17 protein-coding genes are annotated in these 24,632 nt (G+C 71.9%); 10 read left to right on the top strand and 7 right to left on the bottom strand.

Annotated elements, in window-relative coordinates; genetic code table 11:
* Window positions 1–101 precede the first annotated feature (101 nt).
* The 5 genes from PPSIR1_RS23210 (at window position 102) to PPSIR1_RS23190 (ending at window position 3,407) form a co-directional block, all read left to right on the top strand.
* The gene (locus tag PPSIR1_RS23210; protein WP_006973600.1) at window positions 102–881 is read left to right on the top strand and encodes a DUF2914 domain-containing protein; all 780 of its coding nucleotides are present in this window, start codon (window positions 102–104) and stop codon (window positions 879–881) included.
* Between the two features lie 73 nt (window positions 882–954).
* Window positions 955–1,698, top strand: coding sequence for a hypothetical protein (locus PPSIR1_RS23205; RefSeq protein ID WP_006973599.1), 744 nt, complete (start codon window positions 955–957; stop codon window positions 1,696–1,698).
* A 74-nt stretch (window positions 1,699–1,772) separates the two neighbouring features.
* Window positions 1,773–2,267, top strand: a complete 495-nt coding sequence (locus tag PPSIR1_RS23200; RefSeq protein WP_006973598.1) for an SRPBCC family protein — start codon at window positions 1,773–1,775, stop codon at window positions 2,265–2,267.
* The gene (locus tag PPSIR1_RS23195; RefSeq protein WP_006973597.1) at window positions 2,255–3,055 is read left to right on the top strand and encodes a helix-turn-helix domain-containing protein; all 801 of its coding nucleotides are present in this window, start codon (window positions 2,255–2,257) and stop codon (window positions 3,053–3,055) included. Before PPSIR1_RS23200 ends, PPSIR1_RS23195 begins: the two co-directional genes overlap by 13 nt.
* A gap of 73 nt (window positions 3,056–3,128) precedes the next feature.
* Entirely contained in the window at window positions 3,129–3,407 is a 279-nt protein-coding gene (locus PPSIR1_RS23190) for a DUF2277 domain-containing protein (protein WP_045116602.1), read from the top strand.
* A 166-nt stretch (window positions 3,408–3,573) separates the two neighbouring features.
* On the opposite strand, the gene PPSIR1_RS43600 is transcribed toward PPSIR1_RS23190, so the two are convergent.
* Complete coding sequence (locus PPSIR1_RS43600) at window positions 3,574–5,418, bottom strand: protein kinase domain-containing protein (RefSeq protein ID WP_053335413.1); 1,845 nt, start codon at window positions 5,416–5,418, stop codon at window positions 3,574–3,576.
* Window positions 5,419–5,536: 118 nt separating this feature from the next.
* Here PPSIR1_RS43600 and PPSIR1_RS23180 point away from each other — a divergent pair, with 118 nt between their 5' ends.
* Window positions 5,537–6,535 carry an NAD-dependent epimerase/dehydratase family protein gene (locus PPSIR1_RS23180; protein ID WP_006973594.1) on the top strand — a complete coding sequence of 333 codons (999 nt, stop codon included), beginning with the start codon at window positions 5,537–5,539 and terminating at the stop codon, window positions 6,533–6,535.
* 92 nt (window positions 6,536–6,627) lie between these two features.
* Window positions 6,628–7,290 carry a ferredoxin gene (locus PPSIR1_RS23175; protein WP_006973593.1) on the top strand — a complete coding sequence of 221 codons (663 nt, stop codon included), beginning with the start codon at window positions 6,628–6,630 and terminating at the stop codon, window positions 7,288–7,290.
* Between the two features lie 51 nt (window positions 7,291–7,341).
* Here PPSIR1_RS23175 and PPSIR1_RS23170 read toward each other — a convergent pair whose 3' ends face one another.
* Entirely contained in the window at window positions 7,342–8,709 is a 1,368-nt protein-coding gene (locus PPSIR1_RS23170; RefSeq protein ID WP_006973592.1) for an alpha/beta hydrolase family protein, read from the bottom strand.
* Window positions 8,710–8,808: 99 nt separating this feature from the next.
* Here PPSIR1_RS23170 and PPSIR1_RS23165 point away from each other — a divergent pair, with 99 nt between their 5' ends.
* Window positions 8,809–9,720, top strand: a complete 912-nt coding sequence (locus tag PPSIR1_RS23165) for a LysR family transcriptional regulator (RefSeq protein ID WP_006973591.1) — start codon at window positions 8,809–8,811, stop codon at window positions 9,718–9,720.
* A 130-nt stretch (window positions 9,721–9,850) separates the two neighbouring features.
* Here PPSIR1_RS23165 and PPSIR1_RS43595 read toward each other — a convergent pair whose 3' ends face one another.
* Window positions 9,851–10,648 (bottom strand): hypothetical protein, encoded by a 798-nt coding sequence (locus PPSIR1_RS43595; RefSeq protein ID WP_006973590.1) that lies wholly within the window; start codon window positions 10,646–10,648, stop codon window positions 9,851–9,853.
* Between the two features lie 388 nt (window positions 10,649–11,036).
* Window positions 11,037–13,049, bottom strand: a complete 2,013-nt coding sequence (locus PPSIR1_RS43590) for a protein kinase domain-containing protein (RefSeq protein WP_269744727.1) — start codon at window positions 13,047–13,049, stop codon at window positions 11,037–11,039.
* 160 nt (window positions 13,050–13,209) lie between these two features.
* On the opposite strand from PPSIR1_RS43590, the gene PPSIR1_RS43585 reads away from it, so the two are divergent.
* Entirely contained in the window at window positions 13,210–14,754 is a 1,545-nt protein-coding gene (locus PPSIR1_RS43585) for a CapA family protein (protein ID WP_006973588.1), read from the top strand.
* On the opposite strand, the gene PPSIR1_RS23145 is transcribed toward PPSIR1_RS43585, so the two are convergent.
* Window positions 14,751–15,668 carry a hypothetical protein gene (locus tag PPSIR1_RS23145; RefSeq protein WP_006973587.1) on the bottom strand — a complete coding sequence of 306 codons (918 nt, stop codon included), beginning with the start codon at window positions 15,666–15,668 and terminating at the stop codon, window positions 14,751–14,753. The two genes, PPSIR1_RS43585 and PPSIR1_RS23145, sit on opposite strands and share 4 nt — an antisense overlap.
* The gene (locus tag PPSIR1_RS43580; protein ID WP_157595873.1) at window positions 15,665–17,356 is read right to left on the bottom strand and encodes a serine/threonine-protein kinase; all 1,692 of its coding nucleotides are present in this window, start codon (window positions 17,354–17,356) and stop codon (window positions 15,665–15,667) included. The genes PPSIR1_RS23145 and PPSIR1_RS43580 overlap by 4 nt, the downstream gene beginning before the upstream one ends.
* 128 nt (window positions 17,357–17,484) lie before the next feature.
* Here PPSIR1_RS43580 and PPSIR1_RS23135 point away from each other — a divergent pair, with 128 nt between their 5' ends.
* Window positions 17,485–18,498, top strand: a complete 1,014-nt coding sequence (locus tag PPSIR1_RS23135; protein WP_006973585.1) for a formylglycine-generating enzyme family protein — start codon at window positions 17,485–17,487, stop codon at window positions 18,496–18,498.
* Between the two features lie 4 nt (window positions 18,499–18,502).
* Here PPSIR1_RS23135 and PPSIR1_RS23130 read toward each other — a convergent pair whose 3' ends face one another.
* Window positions 18,503–24,592, bottom strand: coding sequence for an alpha-2-macroglobulin family protein (locus tag PPSIR1_RS23130; protein ID WP_006973584.1), 6,090 nt, complete (start codon window positions 24,590–24,592; stop codon window positions 18,503–18,505).
* Window positions 24,593–24,632 lie beyond the last annotated feature (40 nt).

Below are 24,632 nucleotides of genomic sequence, written 5' to 3'. Positions count from 1 at the left end.
GATTGTAGGTGGGGGCGGCCGGACTGGGCTGGCAATTCAGACTCGGATTTCTTTTGCAAGCGCGGAATGAGGTGCGCTGATGTGTGCGTATGTGAGGCACCATGACCAAGCCGACCCGCAACGCCTCGACCGCCCTTCGTACCGCTCTGTTCGCTGCTCTGACCCTGTCCGCGACCTTCGCGTGTGACACCAGCGCCTCCGAGCAGGCCCGTGGCGAGCAGCACGCCGCGGCGAGCGAGGTCGACGTCGAGCCCGAGGCCAACGAGATCTCTCCCGCCCCGAGCGTGGACGCGGTCCTCGAACAGGCGGCTCCGGCCGAGCCCGCTCCGAGCTTCGAAGCGCCCGCCGAGACCGACGCCGTGCTGGCCAGCGCGACCCCGACCACCCTCGAGATCGCCCAGCCCAAGTCCGCCCCCGCGACGGGCGATCGCGGGGCCCTCCGCGACCCGAGCCTGCTCCCCGCGAACACCCCCGAGGCGCACCTCGCCGCCTTCGCGGCCCTGCCCGTGGGCAAGCGCGACGGGGCGCCCGTCGGAGGCGTGGGCGCGACGGGCATCCACCTCGACAGCCTCGACCTCGGGACGGGCTACGCGAAGGGCCAGTGCGAGGGCTCGACGCGGGTCTTCGACGCCGGCGCCGACGAGCGCGTGAGCGTGTGCTTTCGGGTCATCCACCCCCGCGAGGCCGAGACCGTCACCGTGGAGTGGGCCCGGGACGGGGTCATGCGCCACAGCATCGAGGTCGGCGTCCGCCCGACGCACAGCTACCGCACCCGCGCCTGGATGCCGGTCACCGAGGGCCGAGCGGGCGACTGGACCGCGACGGTCAAGAGCGAGGACGGCAGCGTGCTCGGGAGCGCGAACTTCGAAATCGTCCGCTGAGGACCTCGACAACTCGGACACAAAACCGACGCCGCGCTTGTGCGGTGTCGGTCTTCGTTTGTATGTGGTGTCCATGCAGCAGCCAGAGGCTCCCTCGACGGCCAAGGGCGTGCCGGTGGTCCTGTCCTACTCGAGCCTGTTGGTCGGCTTGAGCCGGCTGATCCCCGTGCCCTTCCTCGACGACATCGTCGAGGGCCAGGTCCGGCGGCAGATGGTCGCGGCGATCCTCCATCGCCACGGCCGCACGACCAAGACCGGCGAGTTCGGCCCGCTCTACAGCGACGGCGGTGGTTGCCTGGGGCTCTTGTGGTCGATCCTGACCTTCCCCATCAAGCTGCTGCTGGTCCCGCTCAAGAAATTGCTCAAGACCGTGTTCTTCTTCTTGGCGATCCGCGACATGGCCCTGCGCATGGGCCACGCGCTGATGCTCGGGCGCTGCCTCGATCGCCAGCTCGGCAAGGGGGAGCTCGGCGACGCGCTGAGCAAAAAGGAGCGGACGCGAGAGGTCCAGGCGATCCGGGCGGCCTTCGAGGAGAGCTACAAAGGCAGCGACCTGGGCGTGCTGCGTCACGCCCTGAGCCAGAGCCTGCGCGGGGCCAAGAGCCTCGCGGCCGTCGGGACCGCGGCGGTGCGCTCGGTGGTGCGCCGGGACAACGCCGTGGAGGAAGGGGCGTCGGCGCTGCCGGAGAAGCAGCAAGGGGCGGTGAGCGAGGGGCAAGCGCAGGTTCAGGCCGCGCTCGAGGACGAGAAGGTGCAGGGCTTTTTGGAGGACTTCGATCGCCGCTTCGACGCCGCCCTGGCGGCCGCACGCAGCTAGCCCGGCTCGAGCTGGCGGCGGCGCTTCCCTGGCCGGGAATGGGCCCAGTTGACCGCCGCGGCTAGGTTTCGGGCATGGAGTTCATCACGCAGTTGGAGCTGAACACCCCTGCCCGCGCGGCCTGGACGGTCCTCGGCGAGCGCTTTGGGCAGATCGCAGAGTGGACGGGGAGCATCGAGACGTCGCGGCTGATCGGGGAGCTGGGGGTCGGCGCGCAGCGGGTCTGTCGCAGCTCGCAGTCCTTCGGCCCCTTCCCGGCCTCGATCGTGACCGAGACCCTCGAGGAGTATGACCCGGCGCAGATGCGCTTTCGCTACACCGCGGTCGAGGGCATCCCGGCGATGTTCACCAGGGCGACCAACCTGTGGCGGATCGAGTCGCTCGGGCCGTCCCGCTGTCGGCTGACCTCCCGCGCCGAGCTGCGCATGGCGTGGTGGGCGGCCCCGATGGCCCCGCTCGTGCGTGTCATGATGCGCAAGCCGATGCAGGAGTTCGAGCGCGAGCTACGAGGGGCGGTCGAGCGCGAGGCGAGCGCTGGGGTGGAGAGGGTCGCGGCGTGCCCGACGTGACCCTCAGCCCCTTCGGCGAGCGCCTCCGGGCGTGGCGCAAGCGCCGAGGGCTGTCGCAGATGGACCTGGCGATCGAGGCCGACAGCACGCCTCGCTACATCTCGTTCATCGAGACCGGCCGCTCGCGCCCGGGCCGGGAGCTCGTGCTGCGCCTGGTCGAGGCGCTGCAGCTCTCGCTCCGCGACGGCAACGCGCTGCTGATGGCCGCGGGCCTGCGCCCCGTCTACACCGAGCACGACCTCGACGCCGAGGCCATGCGACCCGTCCGCGAGATCGTCGAGCGGGTGCTCGAGAACCACGAGCCCTACCCCGCCTTCGTGTTCGCGCCGGGGCTGCGCGTGCTCCGGACCAACCGCACTGGCGAGCGCCTGTTCCCTGGGATGACGCAGCTCGAGCCGGCGCAGCTGATCGCGCTGTGGTGCTCCCCGCAGCCCGGGGTCCCGGAGGCCGAGGTGCGCGCGGCCGCCTACCAGGTGGTGGCCGTGCTCCGGCGCGAGCTGTTCGCCCACCCGCACCCCGACATCCCCGCGCTGCTCGAGCAGGCGGAGTCGCTGGCGAAGGCTCTGGGACCTGCGCCGCCGGCCCTCGACGTGTTGGAGCGGGACGAGGTCGTGATGGGCGGGACCGTCCGCCTCGCCCCGGGCCGCGAGGTCCCTACGATCGCCACGGTGCTGCGCTTTGACAAGCCGCTGGACGTGACCGTCGCGGAGCTGCGCGTCGAGCTGATCTTCCCCGCCGACGACGAGGCCGACGCCTTCTTCCGCTCGCTCGGGAGCGCGGCCAGCTGAGTGGGGCGCCCGCGCAGGCACGCTCGAGCTGCTACACATGAGCTGCACGCCCGGCGACTCGGACCCGAAGATCATGTGTCGAAACATCAAGCGATTGCACAACTTCGAGCCGCCCGCGACTGAGGAGGAAATCCGCGCCTCGGCGCTGCAGTACGTCCGCAAGGTCAGCGGCATGCGCAAGCCCTCGAAGGCCAACGCCGAGGCCTTCGAGCAGGCCGTCGAGGCCATCTACGCGATCACCAAAGAGCTCGTGCTCGACCAGCTCGAGACCAACAGCCCGCCGAGAGATCGGGAGGTCGAGGCCGAGCAAGCCCGGGCTCGCGGGCGGCAGCGGGCCGCCCGCGAGGGTTGAACGACGACTGTCGGGCGCTGGACCGTCGCGGTCGCCTTGGGGGCGACGCCGGCCGCTCAGATCCTGGTGATCCTTCCGCTCTCGGGGCTGAGCCTGATCGGTCGGTGCGGTGCTGCTCGGGGCGCGCTCGTCGGCGTCGCGCTCAAACCGATTGGTGCTCTAGGCCTCAAGCCAGCGTCCCAAAGCGGTCGACGATCTCCATGATGAAGCGCTGCTCCTCCGGCGCGATCTGACCGTCCGCTCCGGCGACGCGCCACAGGTCACCGAGGATCTGCTTGCGCGTGTCGGGGTTGGTCGAGGCCGCGAGCTGGTCGGCGCAGGCGCGGGCGTTGTCGAGGCGGGCCTGGTCCGTGGACAGGGCCTTGACCACGTTGACGCTGTCGCGGAGGACCTCGCCGATCTCGGCCTGACCCGCGCTGGGCAGCCAGCGGCCGAGGACGTCGGCGATGACCTGCATCTCCTCGGGGTCGACGTGGCCGTCGCTCTGACACAGGCTCAGGTAGAGCACGGCCGCGGCGGCGATGCGCGGGTCGAGGCCGAGGCCGAGGGCCTCGCCGAAGGCCTTGATCGCGCTCTGCTCGTGGGCGTGGACGTGGCCGTCGGCGGCGGCGATGGTGCGCAGGTCGTCGAGCATGCGCCGGCACTGGTCCGGGCTCAATGCGCTGCGCAGGATCTCGACGCAGCGCCCCACGTGCTCGGTGCGCTCGGCGGGCGTCCGACCCTTGTAGTGGGCGACGGTCCGACGCAGCAGCTCGCCGAGCTGGTCGAGGGGCGTGTCGGGGATCCACTGGCGCAGGCGCGTGGCCAGGGTGCGCATCTCGGAGGCGTCGAGGTGGCCGTCGCTGCCGTGGGCGAAGGTCACGAAGCAGGCGGCGAGGGCCCCGGGCACGTCGAGGCTGGGCTCGGGGGGCAGGGTCGGCGCGAGGTGGGCGGGCTGCTGGGGCGGGTCGGCCCGGACGCCCTGGAGCGCCACGGTCGAGCGAGCGGGCGGCGGGGTGCTCGGGTAGTGCTGGCTGGGCTGGGGGGAGTGGCTCGGCCCGCCGCCGTAGAGGGGGTCGTAGCCGCCCGCGGCGGCGTGCTCGGGGATGGCCAGGACCGCGTCCCGGAAGCTCGCCATGGACGGGAAGCGGTGCTCGGGCAGCTTGGCCATGGCGCGCTGGAGCAGGGCGTCGAGCTCCGCGGTGATGCCGGCCTCGGGGGCGAGCTCGCTGGCCCGGGGCGGGGGCTCGCGGACGTGCTGGGTGAGGACCTGGAGGTAGTTCTCGCCGACGAAGGGCTGGCGGCCCACGAGCAGCTCGAAGAGCATGCAGCCGAGGGCGTAGACGTCGGCGCGGCCGTCGATGGTGTGGCTCATGGCCTGCTCGGGCGCCATGTAAGCGGCGGTCCCGAACACGTCGCCGACCTTGGTCAGCGCGGGGCCGTCGGGGTTGGTGGGGTCGTTGAACTTGGCGATGCCGAAGTCGAGCACCTTGACGTAGTCGGCGTTGCCGTAGCGGTCGACCAGGAACACGTTGGCCGGCTTCATGTCGCGGTGGACGATGCCGGTGTCGTGGGCGGCCGCGAGGGCGCTGGCGACCTGCACGACGATGCCCCGGGCTCGGGCCCAGGGCAGGCGGCCGCGGTGGCGCAGGAGGGACTCGAGGTCGTGGCCGTCGAGGTACTCCATGGCGAAGAAGGCGGTGCCGTCGGCGAGGGTGTCGACGTCCTCGATGTCGACGATGTTCTCGTGGCCGATCGCCGCGGTCGCCCGGGCCTCTCGCAGGAAGCGCTCGGCCATGACCGGGTTGCGGCCGAGCTCGGGCTTGAGCACCTTGATGGCCACGACCCGGCCGAGGGTCAGGAGCTCGCCGCGGTAGACCGCGCCCATGCCCCCCTCGCCCAGGCGCGCCTGGATCGCGTAGCGTCCCCCCACGGTGGTGCCGATCAGGGGGTCGCCCGGGTGGGCCGGGGTGCCGGCGGGCGCCGAGCCCAGCAGGGGAGGGCCGTCGAGCATGGGCGGTTCGTCGGACACGGGGTCAGGGTAGCAGTCTGGGCCTCGAGATGGGCGTTCCGCGCACGGGGCCGCCAGGGGGCGGCAGGGTGAGCTGCGTCCCTTGGCCGAAAGTGTGGGCCTCCCTACCATCGCCGCCATGGCCCGCGTCCTGGTTACCGGAGGCAACGGATTTGTCGGTCGACACCTGGTCGACGCCTTCGCCGATCGCGGCGACGCGGTCACGGCCCTGGACCTGCGCGGGTCCAGCTGGCGCGACGAGGTGCGCTTTGCGAGCGTGGACCTGCGTGACGCCGAGGCGACCGCCGCGGCCGTGGCCGGTCACGACCTCGTGGTCCACAACGCGAGCTTGGTGCACACCAAGCAAAACCGGGCCGAGGACGTGTGGGCCGTGAACCTGGGCGGGACCGAGCACATCCTCGCGGCCTGCCAGACCCACGGGGTCCGCAAGCTCGTCTACGTCAGCTCGGCGAGCGTCGTCTACGAGGGCCGGGACATCCGCGCCGGCGACGAGACCCTGCCCTACGCCCGGGAGTCGCAGGCGCCCTACGCCGACTCGAAGATCGCCGCCGAAAAGCGCGTGCTCGCGGCCAGCGACGCCGAGGTGGCGACCTGCGCCATCCGCCCCCACGTGGTGTTTGGTCCCGGCGACACCCGGCTGCTCCCGGCCATCCTCGACCGCGCGCGGGCGGGCAAGATGCACTACTCCGTCGGCCCCGGCACGCACCTTTCGGACTTCACCTACATCGACAACCTCAGCGACGCGATCCTGGCCGCGAGCGACCGCCTCGAGCCCGGGGCCCCGCTCGCGGGCGAGGCCCTGTTCGTGACCAACGGCGAGCCCATGGCCTTCTTCGACTTCGTCGGTCGCGTGCTCGACCGCGTCGGCCTGCCCGGGCCCAAGCGGCGGGTGCCCTTCGCCGTGGCCTACGGCGCGGCGACCGTGGCGGAGACCTGGGACACGTGGGTCAAGGGCGGCACGCTGCACGCCGAGGACGGGATGTCGCGCTTTGCGATCCGCTACCTGTGCACGCACCACTACTTCTCCATCGCCAAGGCCAAGCGGTTGCTGGACTGGGCGCCGAAGGTGAGCATCGCCGAGGGCATCGAGCGCACGGCGACGGCCCTCGAGGCTTGAGCTCCATCCCGACACGCCGCGCTCCGGGCGTGCGCGCGGCCCCAGTCTCGACTCGACGGGGAGCCCTCGCGTACTCTCGGGGTGAGCCCGACGTGACGACGCGACGCAGCCGACACCCGCGCAACGCAGCCGGCGACTTCTACGTCACGCAGGGCTGCTGCACGGCCTGTGGGGTCCCAGAGTCCGTTTGCCCGAGCCTGTTCGACTCGGGCGCGGACGGCCACTGCTTCGTGAGTCGGCAGCCGTCGACTCCGACGCAGGTCGACGGCATGCTCCGGGTGTTGCGCACGCAGGAGCTCGACTGTGTCCGTTATGCGGGGAGAGAGCCGGAGCTCTTGAAGCGCCTGAGCGAAGCGGGAGAGTCGGGGCTGTGCGATGCGCGGCCGATCCCACCCGCGACCCTGGTCGAGCGCGTCCGGGTCGTCGTGGGCGCGCAGGGGGGCGCGGGGCTGACCGTCGAAGGCGAAGCTCGAGCCCTCAGGAGCGGGTTGCTCCGGCTCCTGGACGAGCGGGGGCGAGGGACCGGGATCGAGCTGGGGCCGTCAGGCGCGAGCTTTCGCGTGTCCTGGTTCGAGGCCGTCTTTCACCTCGTCGAGGTCCGCGCGCTCGGAGACGCCGAGGGGAAGCTCGAAGTGCTCCACGAGGGACCCGTCGGGCTGTCGGACCTCATCGACGACTACCTGCGCGCGCGCGGAGGTCTCTCCATCGAATGGACAACGCGCAGCGGCAGCCACGGCGCCGCGCGCCCGTGGTAGAGCGCGCGAGGCCGCGTCGACGCCACGCCCTCCCTGCCCCACGTCCGCGGTTCAGTCGGTCGCGGGGGCGAGGCTGTCGAACCAGTGGATGGTCCGCAGGGTCGAGGGGATGATGGTCTGCAGGTGGCCGGCCCCGTCGATGACCTCGAGCGCGATCGAGGTGTGCTCGCCCGCGAGCCCGGCGAGCACCGCCTGGCTCTGGGCTACGGGCACGGTCGCGTCGAGCTCGCCGTGGTAGAGGCGCAGGGGCGCCTCGGGGTTCCAGCCGATGTGCACGTCGCTGTCCGCCAGGGCCTGCTTGAAGGCCTGCTCGCCCTCGCCGCGGAAGGCGGTCAGGAAGTCCTCGGCGAACAGCTCCTCGGTGTTGCCCGAGGGCAACCCGGCGATGACCTCCGCGTTGGTCTTGGTCTTGTCGTGGAGCTCGAGGACGAGCTCGTCATAGGGGGCGGCGAAGTAGTGGGACAGGGGCTGGTCGAAGCCGTAGACCCCGACCAGCGCCAGGGTGTAGAGCGAGGTCACCTGCGGGGCGATGAGCGCGTCGCTGTTGAGCAAGGCGGTGACCAGGGGGGAGACGGCGTAGGCCCCCGCGGCCGCCGAGACCCCGGCGAGCTCGAACTCGTCGGCGTGCTCGGCCTCGAGGGTGCGCATGGTCGCGAGGGTCGCGTGGCCGCCTTGAGACTGGCCGCTGAGCAGGATCTCGTCGCGCAGGGGCAGGCCCAGCTCGACGCTCAGGTGTCGGCTCGCGCGGAGCATGTCGACGGCCGCCGTGGCCGTGGGCTCGCTGATGAGGTAGGTGTGGAGCTGCGAGCGGGCCGCGCCAAAGCCGAGGTAGTCGGGCATGGCCGTGACGTAGCCAGCGGACGCAGGCAGCAGCCCGCGCCAGATGCCAAAGTCCGGCATGTCGCCGTGCGAGGGCGCGTCGGCGTCGTAGAAGATGGTCCCGCGCAGCAGGCCCCACAGCGCAAAGCCTTCGGCCGGCGGGGCCTCGATTCGCGGCACGAGCACCGCCCCCGACGCGACCGTGGGCGCGCCCCAGGGATCGATGGTCTCGTAGACCACGCGGTAGACGTCGACCTCGTGGCGCACGACCTCGTCGATCTCGGCCTCGGTGTAGAAGCTGGTGAGGTCGTCGATGCCGAAGTCCGCGTAGCTGTCCGCGAAGGGCAGCTCGAACTGGGCCTCGCGGATCTCGTCGCGGGACAGGCTGCGCTGGTGGTGAAAGGCGAGCAGTCGGCCGCGCTCGGCCCAGGTGTCCGCGGGGAGGCCGGAGCCTGGCTGCGGGTCTTGACCCTCGATGACCTCGACGGGCGGCTCGCAAGCCTCGGGGTCGCAGCCGGTCAGCGCTGCGGTCGACAGCGCAACGATTGCGAGGGTTCGGGCGAGGGTTCGGGCGAGGGAGTGGGTGGGGGCGTTGTCCATGGACACACCATGGGAGCGGCGCCCTTGCGGCGACAGATCTGCAGACCGAAACTCTGCGTCGCGCGAGGCGAAACCACCGGGACCCGCGCGAGCCCCATCATGGATCAGCTCCACACCATGCGCGTGTTCGTGGCGGTCGCCGAGTGTCGAGGCTTCGCCAAGGCGGCGCGCCAGCTGGGCATCAGCCGGGCCGCGGTGACCCGGGCCGTGTCGACCCTCGAGCGCAGCCTCGGGGTCGAGCTGCTCTCGCGGACGAGCCGGGCGGTCAGCCCGACGGAGGTCGGCGCCAGCTACCTCGTCGACTGCCGCCGCATCCTCGCCGACGTCGACGAGTCCCACGCCGCGGCGGCCGGCGCCCACGCCCGGCCCACGGGGACGCTGCGGATCACCAGCTCGGTGCTCTTTGGCCAGCTCTACGTCCTGCCGATCCTCACCGACTACCTCGACGCCTACCCCGAGGTCCGCGCCCAGGCGCTGTTCGTCGACCGCGTGACCAACATGGTCGCCGAGGGCATCGACGTCGCCGTGCGCCTGGGCCAGCTGCCCGACTCTTCGCTCATGGCGACCCGTGTGGGCCGGGTGCGTCGCTTGATCTGCGCCTCGCCGGCCTACCTCGAGCGCCACGGTACGCCGAGACGACCCGAGGACCTCGCCGAGCACCGGGTCGTCGTCGGCGGGGGCGAGGGCGAGCGGGTCGAGTGGCACCTCGGCACGGAGGAGGGCGCGGGCGAGGAGCGGATCGTGCGGGTGCGCCCACGCCTGGCCTGCAGCACCAACCACGCGGCGATCGCCGCGGCCACGAGCGGGTGGGGTTTGACTCGGGTGCTGTCCTATCAGGTCGGCGAGGCCCTCGAGCAAGGGCGGCTCGTCGCCGTACTCGAAGACTGCGAGCCCGCCCCGATCCCCGTGCACATCGTCTACCCCGGGGGCCGCCACGCGCCCGCGAAGGTCCGCGCCTTCGTCGAGCTCGCCGCGCCTCGGCTGCGCGAGGATCCAAGACTGCGAGGCTGAGGCCAATCAAATCAGTCCGTCATAGTACTCGGCCAGCGCCGCGGCGATGTCCATGCCGTAGACCTCCCGCGCCCGGTAGCTCTGCTCGATCTGGACCCCGCCCGCGCCCCCAGCCGTCAGCCGTCAGCCGTCAGCCAGTTGACCACGTTGTCGGGGCTGTCGCCGGGGTAGAGGTCGACCTCGGCGGACAGGGAGACCTCGATGCCCGAGCCCGCGAGCACACCAGCGATGACGTCGCGGACGCCCTCGCGCAGCCACTGCGGCCCGAGCGGTAGCCCTTGCACAGCCACGAGCTCGCGCCCTTGCCGGCGAGCGAGCTCTGCATCAGCTCGGCCTGGTCGTCGGTGTAGCGCTCGATGAAGCCGCCGTGGGGGGCGATGGCGATGAAGCTCTGGCTGTGGCCGTCGTCGACGAGGCGCTCGACGAACTCGTTCTGGGCGCTGGCCTCCTGGTCGCTCAAGCCCTGGGCGACCACGGTGGTCGACAAGGTCGCGTTGAAGGTGTTCGTCGTCCCCAGGCGGCAGCGGGCGCCCATGCCCATGCGGACGCGGCTGTCGGGGTTCTCGTTGCGGATCTGGCCGACGGTGTAGAGGGCGTACTCGCCGGTATCGCGGATGACGCGACACTGGTCGCCGAGGCTCAGGTAGGCCGTGAGCGCAGGATCGATGGACAGGTGCTCCTCGCGGCTGACGATCGGCTGGTTCTTGCGGCTACGCCAAACCTGGACTGAGGTGGTCGTCGGCGGGTTGGTCCCGCGCATGCGCTCGAGCCCGGCGGGCGCCTCGTCTGCGGCCTCGTCGACGCAGGCCTGGGCGAGCAGGGGGACGCTGGCGGCGCCGAGCATGCGCATGAACCCGCGGCGGTCGACACCGTCCTCGGGGTGGCTGGGGGGCGCCTCTTCAATGCTGCGACACTCGTTGTCATTCATGTCGGGATGATGAGAGTAAATTATGTGTTAATCAGTATGTCTAATGGCGCTAGCGGTGTGTGGGGTTTTAGTCACTGGTAGTAGAGCAATTGACAAACACGATTTCTAAGCCAGGGGGGAGGGCGGCGTGGAGAAACGAGGTGGGAACACGAGAGCGCGCTCAGTGGCGAAATTCATGGATAAGGCGCGATTTCGTGGACTGTAGCTCGTTGCAAACGAGGATCACTGGTCCTTGGCCCGGGACGAAATCATCAATGGTGATGGCGCGAGGACTCGCGCGAAAAACTGCTCCGTCCGGATTCATGCCGGGAGTGTCGCTTGTGCCCGAGTGCGAATGGTGGCTGGCGAATGTGAATAGCGATAGCGCGCGTCGATTCGGGCGCGCCGGTCACTTGACCTTGAGGCGCTGCCCGAGCTCGGCGAGCAGCCGCTTCTCGCGGGCGTCGATGAAGCCGTCGGCCTCGGCGATGGCGCGCAGATCCGCCATCACGGCCTTGCGCTCCGGCACGGTGTAGGCCGAGCCGAAGTCCGAGGCGATCTGGTAGGCGTGGAGCCAGCGCTCGTGCATGGTCGCGCGCTGCTCGAATTCGGCGACGGCCCAGCGGACGATGAGGTCGACCTTGGGGGACTCGAGGTTGGGCCCCCAGCGGTGCAGGAGCTCGCGCAAGCCGGTGAGCTCCCGGGTGTCGAGGCGCTCGCCGCTGTGCGCGATGCAGATGTGCATGTACGCGACGGCGACCATGCGCGGGTCGAGGCCGAGGCCGATGCGCTCGGACACGTCGACGATGAAGCTCAGGGCTTTGGCGTTGACCGGGCTCTGCCGCCCGGCGATCTCGTAGAGCTCGTTGACGAGGTCGACGGCCCGGTCCGGGGGCATGACGGCGAGGTGGTAGACCTCCTCGAGCACGCGCTCGCGCCGGGCCTCGGCCGTGGGCAGGACCATGAGCTTGGACCAAGCCTGGGTCGCCAGGGAGCGGACGGCGGGGCCGTCGAGGTCGGGGGCCCAGGTCCTCAGGTGGCGGACGAGGGTGTCCATGGGCAGGGCCGAGGCCGTGCCCGCGAGGGTGTTGGCGAGGCCGAGGAACAAAAAGCCCAGGGAGGGGAGGTGGATCTCGTTGGCGCCCTCTTGGCCCGGCGCCGGCGGGATGATCGGCGGCTTCTCCATGAGCGCCGTGGCCTGGGGCCGGCGGCGCTTTTCGGCGTGGGCCTGGGGCGCGGCCGGCTCGACCGCTCGGTCGGCGCTGGGGATCACCGGCGGCTTGTCCATCAGCATGGTCGCCTGAGCCTTGCGCTTGGGCGCGTGAGAGCCGGTGGTCGGCGGCGGGGCGCCAGGGATGGGCGGGGCGGTGTGAATCAGCGTCCGCCGGGTCGAGGTCGAGGCGCTCGCCGAGGCCCCGCTGCTCGAGGCGCTGGCGCTCGTCGGCGAGACCGCGGGCGGCGGCCCGGTGTGGATCTGGGTCTTGCCCCGCTTGGCGGCGCCCTGGCTCGTGCTCTGCCCCGGCACCAAGGTGGTGCGGTTCTCGATGTCGTCCTCCTCGTCGCCCTGGGGCTCGCGCGCGGGGATGGCCCCGAGGGCGCGGCCGAAGCTGGCCATGTCGGGGAAGCGCTCGTCGGGTTTTTTGGCCAGAGCGCGGAGCAGGGCGGCGTCGAGGGCCTCGGGGAAGTCGGCGGTCGGGTCGGACTGGCGGATGAGCTGGAGCGGGCTGGGGGCCGGCTGGCGCACGTGCATGTTGAGCATGCGCATGGGGCTGCTCTCGTCGAAGGGCAGCCGCCCGGTGAGCATCTCGAAGGCCATGCACGCGAGGGCGTAGACGTCGGTGCGCCCGTCGATGGTCCCGGCCAGGACCTGCTCGGGGGCCATGTAGCCGGCGGTTCCGAACACCATGCCGGCCTGGGTGAGGGCGGCGGCGCCCTCGATCTTGGCGATGCCGAAGTCGAGGATCTTGACGTGGTCGCGGTCCTCCCCGCGGCGCACCAGGTAGACGTTGTCCGGCTTCATGTCGCGGTGCACGACGCCGTGACGGTGGGCCTCGGCGAGGCCCTCGGCGATCTGCGTGAGGATGTGGCGGGCGCGGTACCACGACAGCCGCCCGACCTTGGCCAGCAGCTCGCCGAGCTCCCGCCCGCGCAGCAGCTCCATGACAAAGAACACCGTGCCCGAGCGGCTGCGGCCGACGTCGAGGATCTCGACGATGTTGGGGTGGGTGAGCTGGCCCGTGGCCTGGGCCTCGCGGAGGAAGCGCTCGACGACGCTCGGGTCCGTCGAGAGCTCCTCCTTGAGGATCTTCATGGCCACCTTGCGGCCCGTGCCCTTTTGCTCGGCGACGTACACGTCGCCCATGCCACCCTCACCAAGCCTTGCGCGTAGGCCGTAGCGATATTTGGGCCGCAGATCGGTCACCGGGCGCGAGAGTATCAGGCCCGCGGGCGGGGGCCCACCGGCAAGCGCGGCCAGAGCGCTGGTGCCGGTGAGCTCGGTCCGCGCCGCCTCGCCGAAACCTGCGCGTGGGGCGCGGGCGGCTCGCCCACTCGGGGATCGGGACCTTCGTTACACTCCGCCGATGATCCGCGGGGCGAGGAGCCGGGCCGTCGAGCCCCGGAGCTGGGTCGTGCTCGCCGTGCTCGGGCTCGCGTCGGCCTGCCCCGCGCGCCCGCCCGTCGACAGCCAGGGCGGCGTCGCTTCGGGGGCCACGGAGCAGCCGCTCGCGCCGAGCTCGGGCTTCGCCCAAGCAAAAGCCGAGGCGGACGCGGAGCCCGAGCCCGAACCGACACAGCCCGAGCCCGAACCGGCACAGCCCGAGCCCCTGCCCGAGGACTACCTGCAATTTTCGGCCGCGTGCGCCGAGGGCCCGCGCTTCACCGTCGCCTTTGGCGGCGACCTCCTGCTCCACCGCGAGCTCCAGCGCCAGGCCTACGACGCCAAGGACAAAGAAGGCGCGGAGGTGCTGTGGGCCAACATCGCCGACTTGCTCGCCGAGCCGGAGCTGACCTACCTCAACCTCGAGGGTCCCCTGGCCGCGGGTCTGGACCGGGACTTCGTCGAGGTCGAGGACCCCGGGCGCAGCTACGACGGCGTGGTCTACAGCGGCTACCCGCGCTTCAACTACCACCGCTCCGTGGCCAAGGACCTGGTCCGGGCGGGGATCGACGTGGTCTCGACGGCCAACAACCACGCCCTCGATCGTGGGCCGCTGGGGGTCGATCGCACCGTCGAGGCCCTCGAGCGCGCGCGCCTGCGCTTTACGGGCACGCGCGCCGCCGAGGGCCCGGAGCGCTGGCACGCGATCACCCGGGTCGGGGACCTGTCCCTGGCCTGGATCGCGTGCACCAAGCACACCAACCAGATCGAGGATCCCAACGGGCAGGTGCTGCGCTGCGGCGACGGGGCGGCGGTGGGCAAGACCATCGAGCGCCTGCTCGGCCGGGGGCGCTACGCCAAGCGCAAGCCCAAGGTCGACGCGGTCATCGTCACGCCGCACTGGGGCAAGGAGTACAGCCACTTCCCCCGGGAGCGCGAGCAGAGGATCGCGCGCGGGTGGATCGAGGCCGGCGCGACGGCGGTCATCGCCAGCCACCCCCACGTGATCCAGCCGTGGGAGAAGGTCGAGGCCAGCGACGGGCGCGAGGGGCTGATCTTCCACTCCCTGGGCAATTTCGCCAGCCACCAGCCCGAGCTCTCGCGGCGCAGCTCGGTGCTGCTCTACCTGACCTTCGTCGTCGACGAAGCCGCTGAAGTCGGCGAGACGGCCGAAGCGGTCGCCGCCCCGGGTCCGCGCCTGCGCATCGCCGGGGCGCGCTACCTGCCGCTCCACGTCCGCCAGGACGGCAAGCGCTTCTTCGTCGAGGCCATCGATCGGGTCGAGGGTCCGGCCGACGCCCGCGGGCTTTTGGTCGCGCTGTTGGGCGGGGCGAACCTGGTCGCGCCCGAGGGAGACAAGCGCGGCGATCCGCACTGCGATCCGAGCTGGCGACCCGCGGCCACGCCCGCGTGGGCGGAGCTCGACGAGCCGATCTTGATCCCCGGCTCGCCGGAGGCCGAGGCAGCAGCGGCGGCCGAAGCCGCAGCGGCCGAAGCGGCGGCGGCCGGGGCCAAATCGGCCGGCTAAAAGCGCATGCCCCAGCTGAGGTTCACGCCCCAGCCGCGCTGGGTCGTGGGCGCGGACGCAGGCGGAGCGCTCACGTCTGCGCTCAGCCGGGGCAGGCCGACGCCCAGGGCGACGCCCGAGCCGATCAGCGCGACGCCGCCCAGGGCCAGGGTCGCCGCGCCCTCTTGGACCGTCGAGAAGCGGTGCGAGCACTCCGTGGCCGGGATGCCACCGGGGCAGCGCTGGTGGATCGCCACGAGCACGCTGCCGAGGATCACCGCCGTCACGCCCACGGCGAGGCCGGCCGAGCTCGCGCCGATCAAGATCTCGCGGCGCATGTCGGGGCGCGTGCGGGTCTCGACCACGGGCAGGGGGCAGGTCGTGGTCGCGGCCTCGAAGGCGCACTCGAGGGGCTCGGGATCGCCGGGGGCGTCGAGCAGCCACTCGCGCAGGCGCTCGGGGGAGGTGCCGGGGTTGGCCTCGAACAGCGCGGCGAGCTCGTCGACGGCGGCGCACTGGCTCATGTCCGACTCGCCGCACACGAGCGCGTCGCAGCCTCGGCGGTAGTTCAAGCGGATCAGCACGAGCTCGATGTGGACCCGGAGGTCGTCGAGCTGTTCGGCGGTCGCGGTCGTCGAGCGGTCTTCGGCGAGGGTCAGGGTGCGCTCGAGGGCCAGGCGCAGCACCTCGCCCGCGGTCTCGGTGCACCCGCGCCGCTCGAGGCGATCGACGACGCGGTCGAGCAGGGCCTCGAGGGCCGGCAAGTCGGCGGTTGCGATGGTCGTCTCGAGGGGCGGGGCCTCCTGGCCCCCCGGGGCGCGCGGGCGGACGTCGATGGCCACGCACTCGCGCGGCTCGCCGGGGGCGAGGGCGTGTCCGAGGCTCGGGCTGGGGACGGAGCCGGCAAGGATGCTGGTGAGCAGCAGCGCGTTCATTGCGATCCTCCGGGGCAGCCTCCGCCCATCACCTGCGCGGCGTCCGAGTACAGCAGCAAGCAGCGCCGGGGTCCAGGCTGAACCGTGAGCGTCTCGGATTGCCACGCGCCCCCGGAGAAGCGCCAGCGCAGCTCGTGGCCGCCCTCGGTGAGGTAGAGCTTGCGCCCGTCGCCGCAGTCTTGGCGGCGGTCGTCGACCTTCAGGTCGCAGCTGCGACCGGCCGCGTCGAGGACGAAGGTGTAGGTGGTCGTGGCCCCGGGCGTGGACGGGGTGTCCGCGGGCGGGTCGCTGGGGGCCGGGGCCTTGGTGCCCTCGCCCTTGCCCGAACCCTTGCTCTTGCCCGAGCCCTTGGCCTTGCTCGGCGTCTCGACTGGGGGAGCGGCCACGCTCGGCGTCCCGGCAGCTCCTCCCGCGCCGCCGGCCTCAGAACCGGCCTTCGCTCCGGGCTGGGAGGTTGGCGCGAACACCTCGCTCGGCCGCCCCTTGCCGGACACCGTGCCGACCTTGGCCTCCTCCTCGCCCCCATCCTCGGGTTTGGGGGGCAGGCGAACGGGCACGCCTTCGGGGACGTCCGCGAAGCCGGCCGCTTCGCCGGGGGTGTCCGGGCCGTCCCCAGCCATCCCGTTGGCGATCGCGCGCAGGGTGATCAGCAAGACCACGACGAGCCCGACCGCGAGGGCGACCTTGCGCCACGGGAAGGCGCCCATGCGCGCGAGCTCGCGGGGGTCCTCGGGCAGCGATCGAATCGCCTCGGCGAAGGCGGCCGCGCTGGCGTAGCGGTGGTCGGGGTTCTTGGCCATCGCCCGGACCACGACGTCCTCGACGACCGCCGGCACGTTGACCCCGGGCGCGGCGTCGGCCATGGCCGGGACCGGATCGATGAGCAGCTTGGACAGCACGCCGGTCATGCGCGGGGCCTGGAAGGGCAGCTGCCCCGTGAGCATCTGGTAGGCGACGACGCCGGCGGAGTAGATGTCGGTGCGCGCGTCGATGGCCTCGCTGCGCGCCTGCTCTGGGGACATGTAGTGGACCGTGCCCATGAGCACGCCGGTCTCGGTCAGCGACTCGGTCTTGAGCTCCTCGTCGATGACCTTGGCGAGGCCGAAGTCGAGGACCTTGAGATCCTTGCCAGGCTCCGCAGCGTACAGCCGGATGCAGTTTTGCGGCTTCACGTCGCGGTGGATGACGCCTCGTTGGTGGGCCGCGTGGAGGGCCTCGAGCAGCTGCAGCATGAACGCGCGGACCCGCGGCCAGGGCAGGGGGCCGTCGCGCTTCATCAAGGTCGCGAGCTCCTCGCCGTCGAGGTACTCCATGACCAGGTAGGGCAGGCCCTCGGTGGAGAAGCCAAAGTCGGTGATCTCGACGACGTTGGGGTGGCGGATCGAGGAGGCCGTGCGCGCCTCTTGCATGAAGCGCTCGAGGGCGTCGCCGCCGGTGAGCCGGCGGGCGCTGAGCACCTTGACCGCGTACTGCTTGGGGATGACGGTGTGGTCCGCGAGGTAGACCTCGCCCATGCCGCCGCGCCCGAGGATGTGCACGAGCTTGTAGCGGTTGGCGAAGGTCATCCCGCTCAGGTCGACGTCCTCGTCCTCGTCCTGCGCGCGCTTGCCCGCGTCTTGGGACGAGTCGATGGTGTCCGCCTGCCCCACCGGCCGTGTGGTTGGGGGCGTGTGCTCGCCGCTGGCCACGAGGGAGCAGTGTAACGCAGCTAGCCGGTCGAAAAGAGGGCGAGGGGCCTTGGGCGCGGACCCGAGCACGGGCCGAATGCGCGCTCGAGCGCACCTCGTGGGGTGCGAGCCAGGTGTAGGATGCGAGCATGCACCGCTCCTCGGTCGCTCTGCTGCTCGCCGCGCTCGGTCTCGCGGGTGGGTGTCGTTTCTTCGAGGTCAACCCGGACTTCGTCGACGCGGGCGGGGACGAGGTCGCCACGGACACCGGCGCCGACTCGACCACGGGCGGGAGCCTGGAGGGCACGGAGTCGACGAGCGAGGCGTCGTCCACAGAGGACACGACGGAGGCGGAGTCTTCCACGGAGTCGACGGAATCGACGGACACGGACACGGACACGGACACGATGGACACGACGGAGTCGACGGACACGACGGAGTCCTCAGACACGACGGAGTCGACGGATACGGAGACCACCGAGACCGAGACGGACGGCTCGGGGACCGGCGGCAGCTTCGAGGGCATGGTCGCCGACGCGGCCAACGAGATGCGCATCGACGCCACCGAGGTCCGCGTGGCCGACTACGCCGCCTTCCTCGACGCCGGCCCGATCCTCGATCTGCCCGCGGACTGCGACGCCAACCAGACCTACGTGCCCAACGACTGGGACGCGCAGTTCAACGGCGACCAGGACGAGCCCGTGGTCTGGGTCGACTGGTGCGACGCCTACGCCTTTTGCGAGTGGCAGGGCAAGCACCTGTGCGGGGCCGTCGGCGGCGGAGCGGGCAGCCCGGCCTTGCTCGACGACCTGACCAGCGAGTGGTACCGGGCCTGCGTGGGCGAGTCGCTGACCAACGCCTACCCCTACGGGCCCGGGCACATCCCCGGGCTGTGCAACGAAAACGGGGACAGGGAGATGGACGGGCCCCTCCCGGTCGGCGCAGCGCCGGGCTGCGAGGGGGGCCTCGCGGGGTTGTTCGACATGAGCGGCAACGTCTGGGAGTGGACCAACAGCTGCGACGACCAGGAGGGGACCTGCCTGCGCCGCGGCGGCGGCTACTCCACGGAGCCGTCGCTCGCGGCCTGCGACATCTCCTCGCTGCGGACGCGGGACTACCAGTGGAAGAACACGGGCCTGCGCTGCTGCGCAGACCCGGAATGAACGGTCAGCGCACGCTGACGCGCTGGCCGGTCGTGCGCGCGTAGATCTCCGGGTAGTACATCAGCTCGGCCGTGGCCGCGGGCATGACGTAGTCGCCGGGGGTCGTGGCGCGCAGGAAGATGGTCGTCCGGTAGGTGCCCACGCCCATGTGGTTGGCGAACACCACGGCCCGGTCGCGGCGCAGCTCCTGGTGGCTGACCCAGTGGCCGCGCTGGCCGGAGATGCGCATGGCGTCCTTGCCCTTGCCGATGTCCATGTCGATGGCCTCGAGGCCCGCCGGGAGCGGGAGCTCGGCGGCGAGGAAGTCGAGGGGGGAGTGGAGCTCGAGCTCGAGGTCCATGGCCAGCAAGGTCCCGGACTCGATGCTGGGGTTCTCGCCGAGGATCCCCTCGGCGTCGCGGATGCTCCGGCGGATCGCCACGCCCTCGGCCTTGGCCGGGAGGTCGGTGGCGGTGGACGCCCACTCGAGGCCGACGCGGTAGTACATCCGCCCGGTGCCGGCGCGCTCGAGGATCAGCTGGTCCGCCAGCTGGTCCGTCTTCCCGCTCCCCGCCTCAGAGTCGGCGGGCTGGGCCATGGCCGCGAGGAGCTCGGCCATGGGCGCGAAGCCGTCCTCGAAGCCGAAGCCCCGGCCCTGCATCTGGATGGACACGACGGGCTCGTTGGCGAGCCACACCCGGCCCTCGAAGTCGGGCTCCTCGGCCTCGTAGATCGCGGCGTAGCGGGCCAGGGCGAGGAGGGCGAAGGCGTTCTCCTGGGTGTTGGCCCACCGCCCGCCGCGGCGCGACTCGAGCAGCCCGCGGGTCAGCTTGGGGACCATGGGGTTCTCGGGCTCGTGGGCGAGGAAGGCCATGAGCACGAGGGCGCTGCTGCGCACGTTGGAGTCCCAGTACCAGGTCCAGTAGCCGCCGCCCTCGACCTTGGCGTAGCCCTGGCGCTCGTCCACGCGGGAGCCGAGCTCGAGCAAGAGGGTGTCGAGGCGCTGGCTTTGGGTGTCGGCGTCGGCGCTCTCTTGGGTGGCGATGGCCAGGGCGAGGTAGGCTTGGGCGAACACCGGCAGGCGCAGGCGCTGGTCGTAGAGGCGGGTGAGGGCCTCGTCGATCTGCTGGTGTTCGTCGCTCGTGCCCCCGCCAGCGGCGGTCAGGGCCCACAGCGCCAAGGTGGCGTCGATGTCCTCCTCGAGGGTCGGCCCGGGCTTGCCTTGCCACGCGACTACGCGGGTCCGGAGGAAGGCGACGGCGCCGTCGAGCAGGTCCCTGGGCACGTGGTAGCCGGCCTGATCGGCCTGGACGAGGACCCAGGTGGCGTAGGCGCTGGCGTGGGGCATGGACTCGTCGCCCCCGGGCCAGTAGCTGAACGAGCCGTCGCCGAGCTGCATGGTGCGCAGGCGCTGGACGCCGACGGCGACGTAGTGATCGGTGTCGTCGATGCCCATGGGGTAGCCCTGGCGGGCGAGGGCGCCCAGCGGGATGAGCGGCAGCAGCGAGCTCGAGGTCTGCTCGACGCAGCCGTGGGGGTAGGTCACCAGGTAGGCGACGGCGTCCTCGACCCCGCCGAGGATCGACGAGGCCACGGAGATGCTGAGCCCGCCGTAGTTGGGATCGATCTCCGTGGGCAGCACGAAGGGCATGACGGCCGCGAGGGACTTCGCGCCGGCCTTGCCCCGGCGCTCGTCGGCCTCGGCCGCGACCGGGCTGCCGAGCTCGCCGTAGACGGCGACCCGGTCGGACAGGGTGCGCTCGGCCTCGACGGGGATGGGCAGGCGGAGCGCGTCGGCGACGGGGCGGTTGCCCGCGGCGCTGGGCTCGAGCCGGGCGCGGACCTCGAACTGGGCCGTGCCGGTGCCGTGGGCGCGGACGCTGAAGGGCAGGCGGACCTGCTCGCCGGCGTCCAGGGCCACGCTGGCCTGGGGCGAGCTCAGCAGCTCGAGGGCGCCGTCGGCCGCGGGCTCGCCCTTTTCGTCGACGAGGGCGACCTCGACCTCGAGCTGCCCGGCGCCGCCGCGCAGGTTGTCGACGAGCACGCCGAGCTCGGCGGTGTCGCCCGGGCGCATCACCCGGGGCAGGGCCGCGCGGGCGACCAGGGGCTTGGTGACCCGGGTGCGCCCGTCGGCCAGGCCAAAGCGGGGCTCGACGAGGGCGTCGCCGCCCTCGGTCAGCGGCGAGGACACCACCGCGGTCACGCGGAAGGTGGTCAGGTTGTCGGGCAGGGTGCCCTCGAGGTGGGCGACGCCGTCGGGCCCGAGCTCCGCGTCGCCGATGAAGATCGGCGCGCTCGAGAACTGGCTGCGGGCCTTGGGCATGGCCGGGGAGCGGGAGCCTCGGCCGCCGAAGCCCGCCCCCGAGCCCCGGCCGTAGCCGGACCCCATCCCGCCGCCGCCCGAGCCGTAGCCGCGCAGGCCCAGGCCTTCGCGCCAGCGCGGGTCGAACAGCCACGGCGAGTAAGGATCGTCGCGCAGCAGGTAGGGCAGGAGCAGGGCGTTGTAGCTCGAGCCCAAGCGCAGGTCGTTGCCGAAGCCGGCGCTGAAGGTCTCGACGAAGCTGGGGATGATCGGCGGGGACAGGGCGATGACGGCCTCGTCCACGGCCCACACGCTGACGTGGCCCTGGACGGGGCGGTCGCGGTAGTCCCGGGCGTGGACCTCGATGGGCAGGGTCTGGCCGGGCTGAGCGGTCTTGGGCACCTCGACCTGGACCGAGAGCTTGCGGCTGTCGGTGCCCACGTCGACGCGGGTGCTGTGGGTGCGCAGGCGCGGGAGGACCCGAGCCTGGGGATCGCCGGGGGACACGGCCAGGACGGTGAAGTGGACCCCGGGGGCCCACGCCTCGTTGACCTCGAGCTCGACGCTCGCGCGGCCCTGGTCGAGGGTCAGGGGGATGACCTGGTGGAGGCCGCCCTTGACCATGAGCAGCACGACGTGGCCCTGCTGCCAGGGCGCGCGCACCTGGACGGTCAGCGGGTCGCCGACCTCGGCCTCGGGGGCGCTCAGATCGATGGTCAGCTCTTTGACGGGGGTCCGCGGCAGGTAGGTGTAATTGCTGGGGCGGTGGACGTAGAGGTAGCCGCTGACGCTGGGGGCGTAGCCCTCCACGGCGGTGTCCGTGGCGACCACCCGGACCTCGTAGCTGCCGTACTCGAGCTTGGCGAAGCTGCACTGGGCCCGGCCCTCGCCGTCGGTCTGGGTGGTGCACGCGGGCAGCACCTCGCGCTCGTGGACGAAGCCGACGAACTCGCGCTCGCCGTCGACGCGCTCGTACTGCTCGCGGGAGTAGCTGCGGGTCAGCTCGATGACGACGCTGTCGACGGGGCGAGCGGAGCCGTCGTAGTCGACGGTGCGGGCGTCGACCTCGAGGGTCTCGCCGGCCTCGATGCTGCGGGTGTGGGCCATGCCCAGGTAGAACTGGGGGTGCAGCCAGACCGTAGCCTCAGCACCAATTTCACGCTCGCTCGCGTCGGCCACGGCCACGCTGTGCTTGCAGGTCGCGGGCAGGCCGGTGTCGGAGGAGCTGGGGGTCAGCTCGTAGTCCATGCGCCCTTGCTCTTGGGCCGGGGTGATCGGGCGGACCACGCTGTAGCCGCCGGTGCTGGCGTAGTGGCGCCTCCACTCGCGCCGCGGCCCCACGCGCCAGTTCGGCTCGAAGCCCGGCGGGCGGAAGTCGGTGACCGTGCACTGGGTCACGTCGCGGAAGCGGGTCATCGGGACGGGGCCGCCGAAGTAGTAGCTGGCGCGGACCTTCGCGCTGGTCCGCTCGCCGTGGTGGAGGTCGCCGTCGGCGAGGGTCGCCGAGACCTCGAACTCGGGCACGGCGTAGTCCTTGACGCGCAGGGAGGCCTGGACCGAGTCGTTGAGCAGCTTGGCCGTGACGGTGTAGTCGCCCAAGCTGGCGGTGTCCGGGACCTCGAGGGTCGCCCAGAACTTGCCGTGGGCCTTGGCCTGGACCGTGGCCGTGTCGATGAGCTCATCGCGGAAGTCGCGGAGCTCGAGGGCGACCTTGGTGTTCTTGGGCAGGGGGGTGAGCGAGCTCAGCTCGTAGGGGCTGGCGACGCTGGCCCAGCCCATGGCGCGCACGACCTCGCCGGGCTTGTAGAGCGAGCGCTCGGTCATCAGGGCCGCGCGCACCTTCTCGCCGGGGCGCAGCTCGGTGTCGTGCCAGCTCGGGTGGTGGTGGAGCGACGCGAGCTCGCGCGCGCTCATCAGCAGGCTGTCGCCGTCGTGGCGCACGCGCAGGAGCTGGCCGGGGGCGACGTCGAGCTCGGGCCCGAGCTCCACGAGGCCGTCGCCGTCGGCTCGGCCCACGGGCACGACGTCGCCCTTGCCGTCGACGAGCTCGACGATCGCCCCCGCTGCCGGGGCGTCGGTGCTCAGCTTGGCCACGCGGATCACCCCGCGGGGGGCCGTGTCGGCCACGCTCACGCCGAGGTCGCTGAGCTGGATCAGCCCGCGCTTGGACTTGGGCACGCGCCGACCCTGGGCGCGGGCGAGGAGCGGACCGGGGGCGATCTCGAAGGCGACGAGGCCGGTCTGGTGGCCGCTCTCGGCCTGGAGGTCGATGGTCGCCGAGGACCACGCGAAGCCGCCCTTGTGGCTGAGGGCGTGGTCGCGGGTGGGGATCTTGGCGAGGGCGCGGACCAGCGGCGCCTCGCGGGCCGGGTCGTTGCCGCCGAACTGCGTGTAGGCGAGGTAGGCGTCCACGGCCGTCTCGCCGGTCAGCACCACCGCGCGGGTCACGAGGCTCTCGAGGTGGCGGCTCTCGACCCCCGCCATGGTCGGCTCGGCGGCGGGGAAGGTGCCCGAGCGCGGGCTGACGTCGAGGGCGGGCGGCGGCTCGACGAAGGTCAGGGTCTCGACGTAGGGGTCGGCCTGGGTCTGGCCGTGGATGTCTTTGAGCCCGGAGATCGTGACGGTGTAGGTCTTCCCGACCTCGAACTCGCCCCACACGCGGATGGTGTCGTAGGCGTCGAGGGCCTTGGGCGGGCCGCTCCTGCGCCAGTCGTAGCGACGACCCGTGGCCTGGCCGCCGCCGCCGTCGAGCGCCGGCTCGATGGTCACCTTGCGGGCCTCGCCGCGGCGGATCGGGGTCGAGAGCGCGAATTCGACGGGCCCGATCTCGCAGCCGTCGGTGTAGTTGCCGCCCAGGCAGGTGTGGGAGTTCACCCAGACGTGGCCCGTGGGCTCGAAGGAGAAGTGCTCGTCGTAGCCCATGGGCCGCGGCCCCTTGGTACCGACCAGGTCTTTGTCGACGTGGATGACCACGGTGCTGTCCGCCGGCCAGCGACCGACGGGGCGGATCTCGTAGTCCGCCTCGCGCCAGCCGTCGCGGTCGCGGGGCAGGGCGCGGATCTTGATGTCCGCGGACCGGGTCGTGCCCTGGGCGTCGGTGACCTCGGCCCGGGTGTGCTTGCGCAGGGTCGAGAGCTTCACGCTCTGGCTGGTGTTGACCAACACCCGGGCCTTCCAGTGATTCTCGTTGACGTGCATGCTGACCGAGGGGCCCTCGGTGAAGAAGCTCCAGTCTCGGACGAAGCGCTTGCTCGGGCCGTCGACGGCGGTCAGCTCGGCCTCGTAGTGGACCGTGTAGGCGCGCGCGAGGGGCAGGGGGTCGTCGGGCACGAACTCGAGGCGGGTGGGCTCGATCCAGTGCACCTTGCCGGCGATCGGCGGATCGACGCGCAGGCCGGCCTCCGCGGGGGTCATCCAGTCCTGGGTGCCCAGGGGGACCATGGGGCGGTTGAAGCGGAGGGTGATCTCGGAGTAGGGGCTGGCCTCGCCCTGGGGGTAGGCAGCGGTGAGCTCGGGCTCGGGCAGGGGCGGGGGCTCGGGGGGCTCGGGGGGCGCCGGCGGACCCGAGCGCGCGTCACCCTCGCGCAGGCCCGCGTCGCCCTCGCGGGTGCCGGCGGCGACCGTGGCGGGCTCGAAGGTGGGCAGCTGCTCGGTGTTCGAGTTGATCTGCGGGGGATGATCGCCCAGGCCTCGGTTGGCGCCGCAGGCCGCGGTCAGGGTCAGCAGCAGGAAGGTCGCCAGCCAGGCGACCAGGAGCCCCGGGCGGGGGGCCGCCGAGCTGGGCGAAGGGGGGAGCGCAGTGACGCCGGGCATCGCCCTTCGAGGCTCACACCTGGAGCGAAGCCCCGTCAAC

It is taken from the genome of Plesiocystis pacifica SIR-1 (assembly GCF_000170895.1).
GTDB classification, from domain to species: Bacteria; Myxococcota_A; Polyangia; order Nannocystales; family Nannocystaceae; genus Plesiocystis; species Plesiocystis pacifica.
This window is presented reverse-complemented; position numbering and strand designations above follow the sequence as displayed.

Bases quoted from the DNA above. Each gene is read 5' to 3' on its own strand.
- PPSIR1_RS23135 (WP_006973585.1), top strand. From the start codon at position 17,485: ATGCACCGCTCCTCGGTCGCTCTGCTGCTCGCCGCGCTCGGTCTCGCG.
- PPSIR1_RS23170 (WP_006973592.1), bottom strand. From the start codon at position 8,709: ATGGACAACGCCCCCACCCACTCCCTCGCCCGAACCCTCGCCCGAACC.
- PPSIR1_RS23200 (WP_006973598.1), top strand. From the start codon at position 1,773: ATGGAGTTCATCACGCAGTTGGAGCTGAACACCCCTGCCCGCGCGGCC.
- PPSIR1_RS23165 (WP_006973591.1), top strand. From the start codon at position 8,809: ATGGATCAGCTCCACACCATGCGCGTGTTCGTGGCGGTCGCCGAGTGT.
- PPSIR1_RS23210 (WP_006973600.1), top strand. From the start codon at position 102: ATGACCAAGCCGACCCGCAACGCCTCGACCGCCCTTCGTACCGCTCTG.
- PPSIR1_RS43585 (WP_006973588.1), top strand. From the start codon at position 13,210: ATGATCCGCGGGGCGAGGAGCCGGGCCGTCGAGCCCCGGAGCTGGGTC.
- PPSIR1_RS23190 (WP_045116602.1), top strand. From the start codon at position 3,129: ATGTGTCGAAACATCAAGCGATTGCACAACTTCGAGCCGCCCGCGACT.
- PPSIR1_RS23180 (WP_006973594.1), top strand. From the start codon at position 5,537: ATGGCCCGCGTCCTGGTTACCGGAGGCAACGGATTTGTCGGTCGACAC.
- PPSIR1_RS43595 (WP_006973590.1), bottom strand. From the start codon at position 10,648: ATGAATGACAACGAGTGTCGCAGCATTGAAGAGGCGCCCCCCAGCCAC.
- PPSIR1_RS23205 (WP_006973599.1), top strand. From the start codon at position 955: ATGCAGCAGCCAGAGGCTCCCTCGACGGCCAAGGGCGTGCCGGTGGTC.
- PPSIR1_RS23145 (WP_006973587.1), bottom strand. From the start codon at position 15,668: ATGAACGCGCTGCTGCTCACCAGCATCCTTGCCGGCTCCGTCCCCAGC.
- PPSIR1_RS23130 (WP_006973584.1), bottom strand. From the start codon at position 24,592: ATGCCCGGCGTCACTGCGCTCCCCCCTTCGCCCAGCTCGGCGGCCCCC.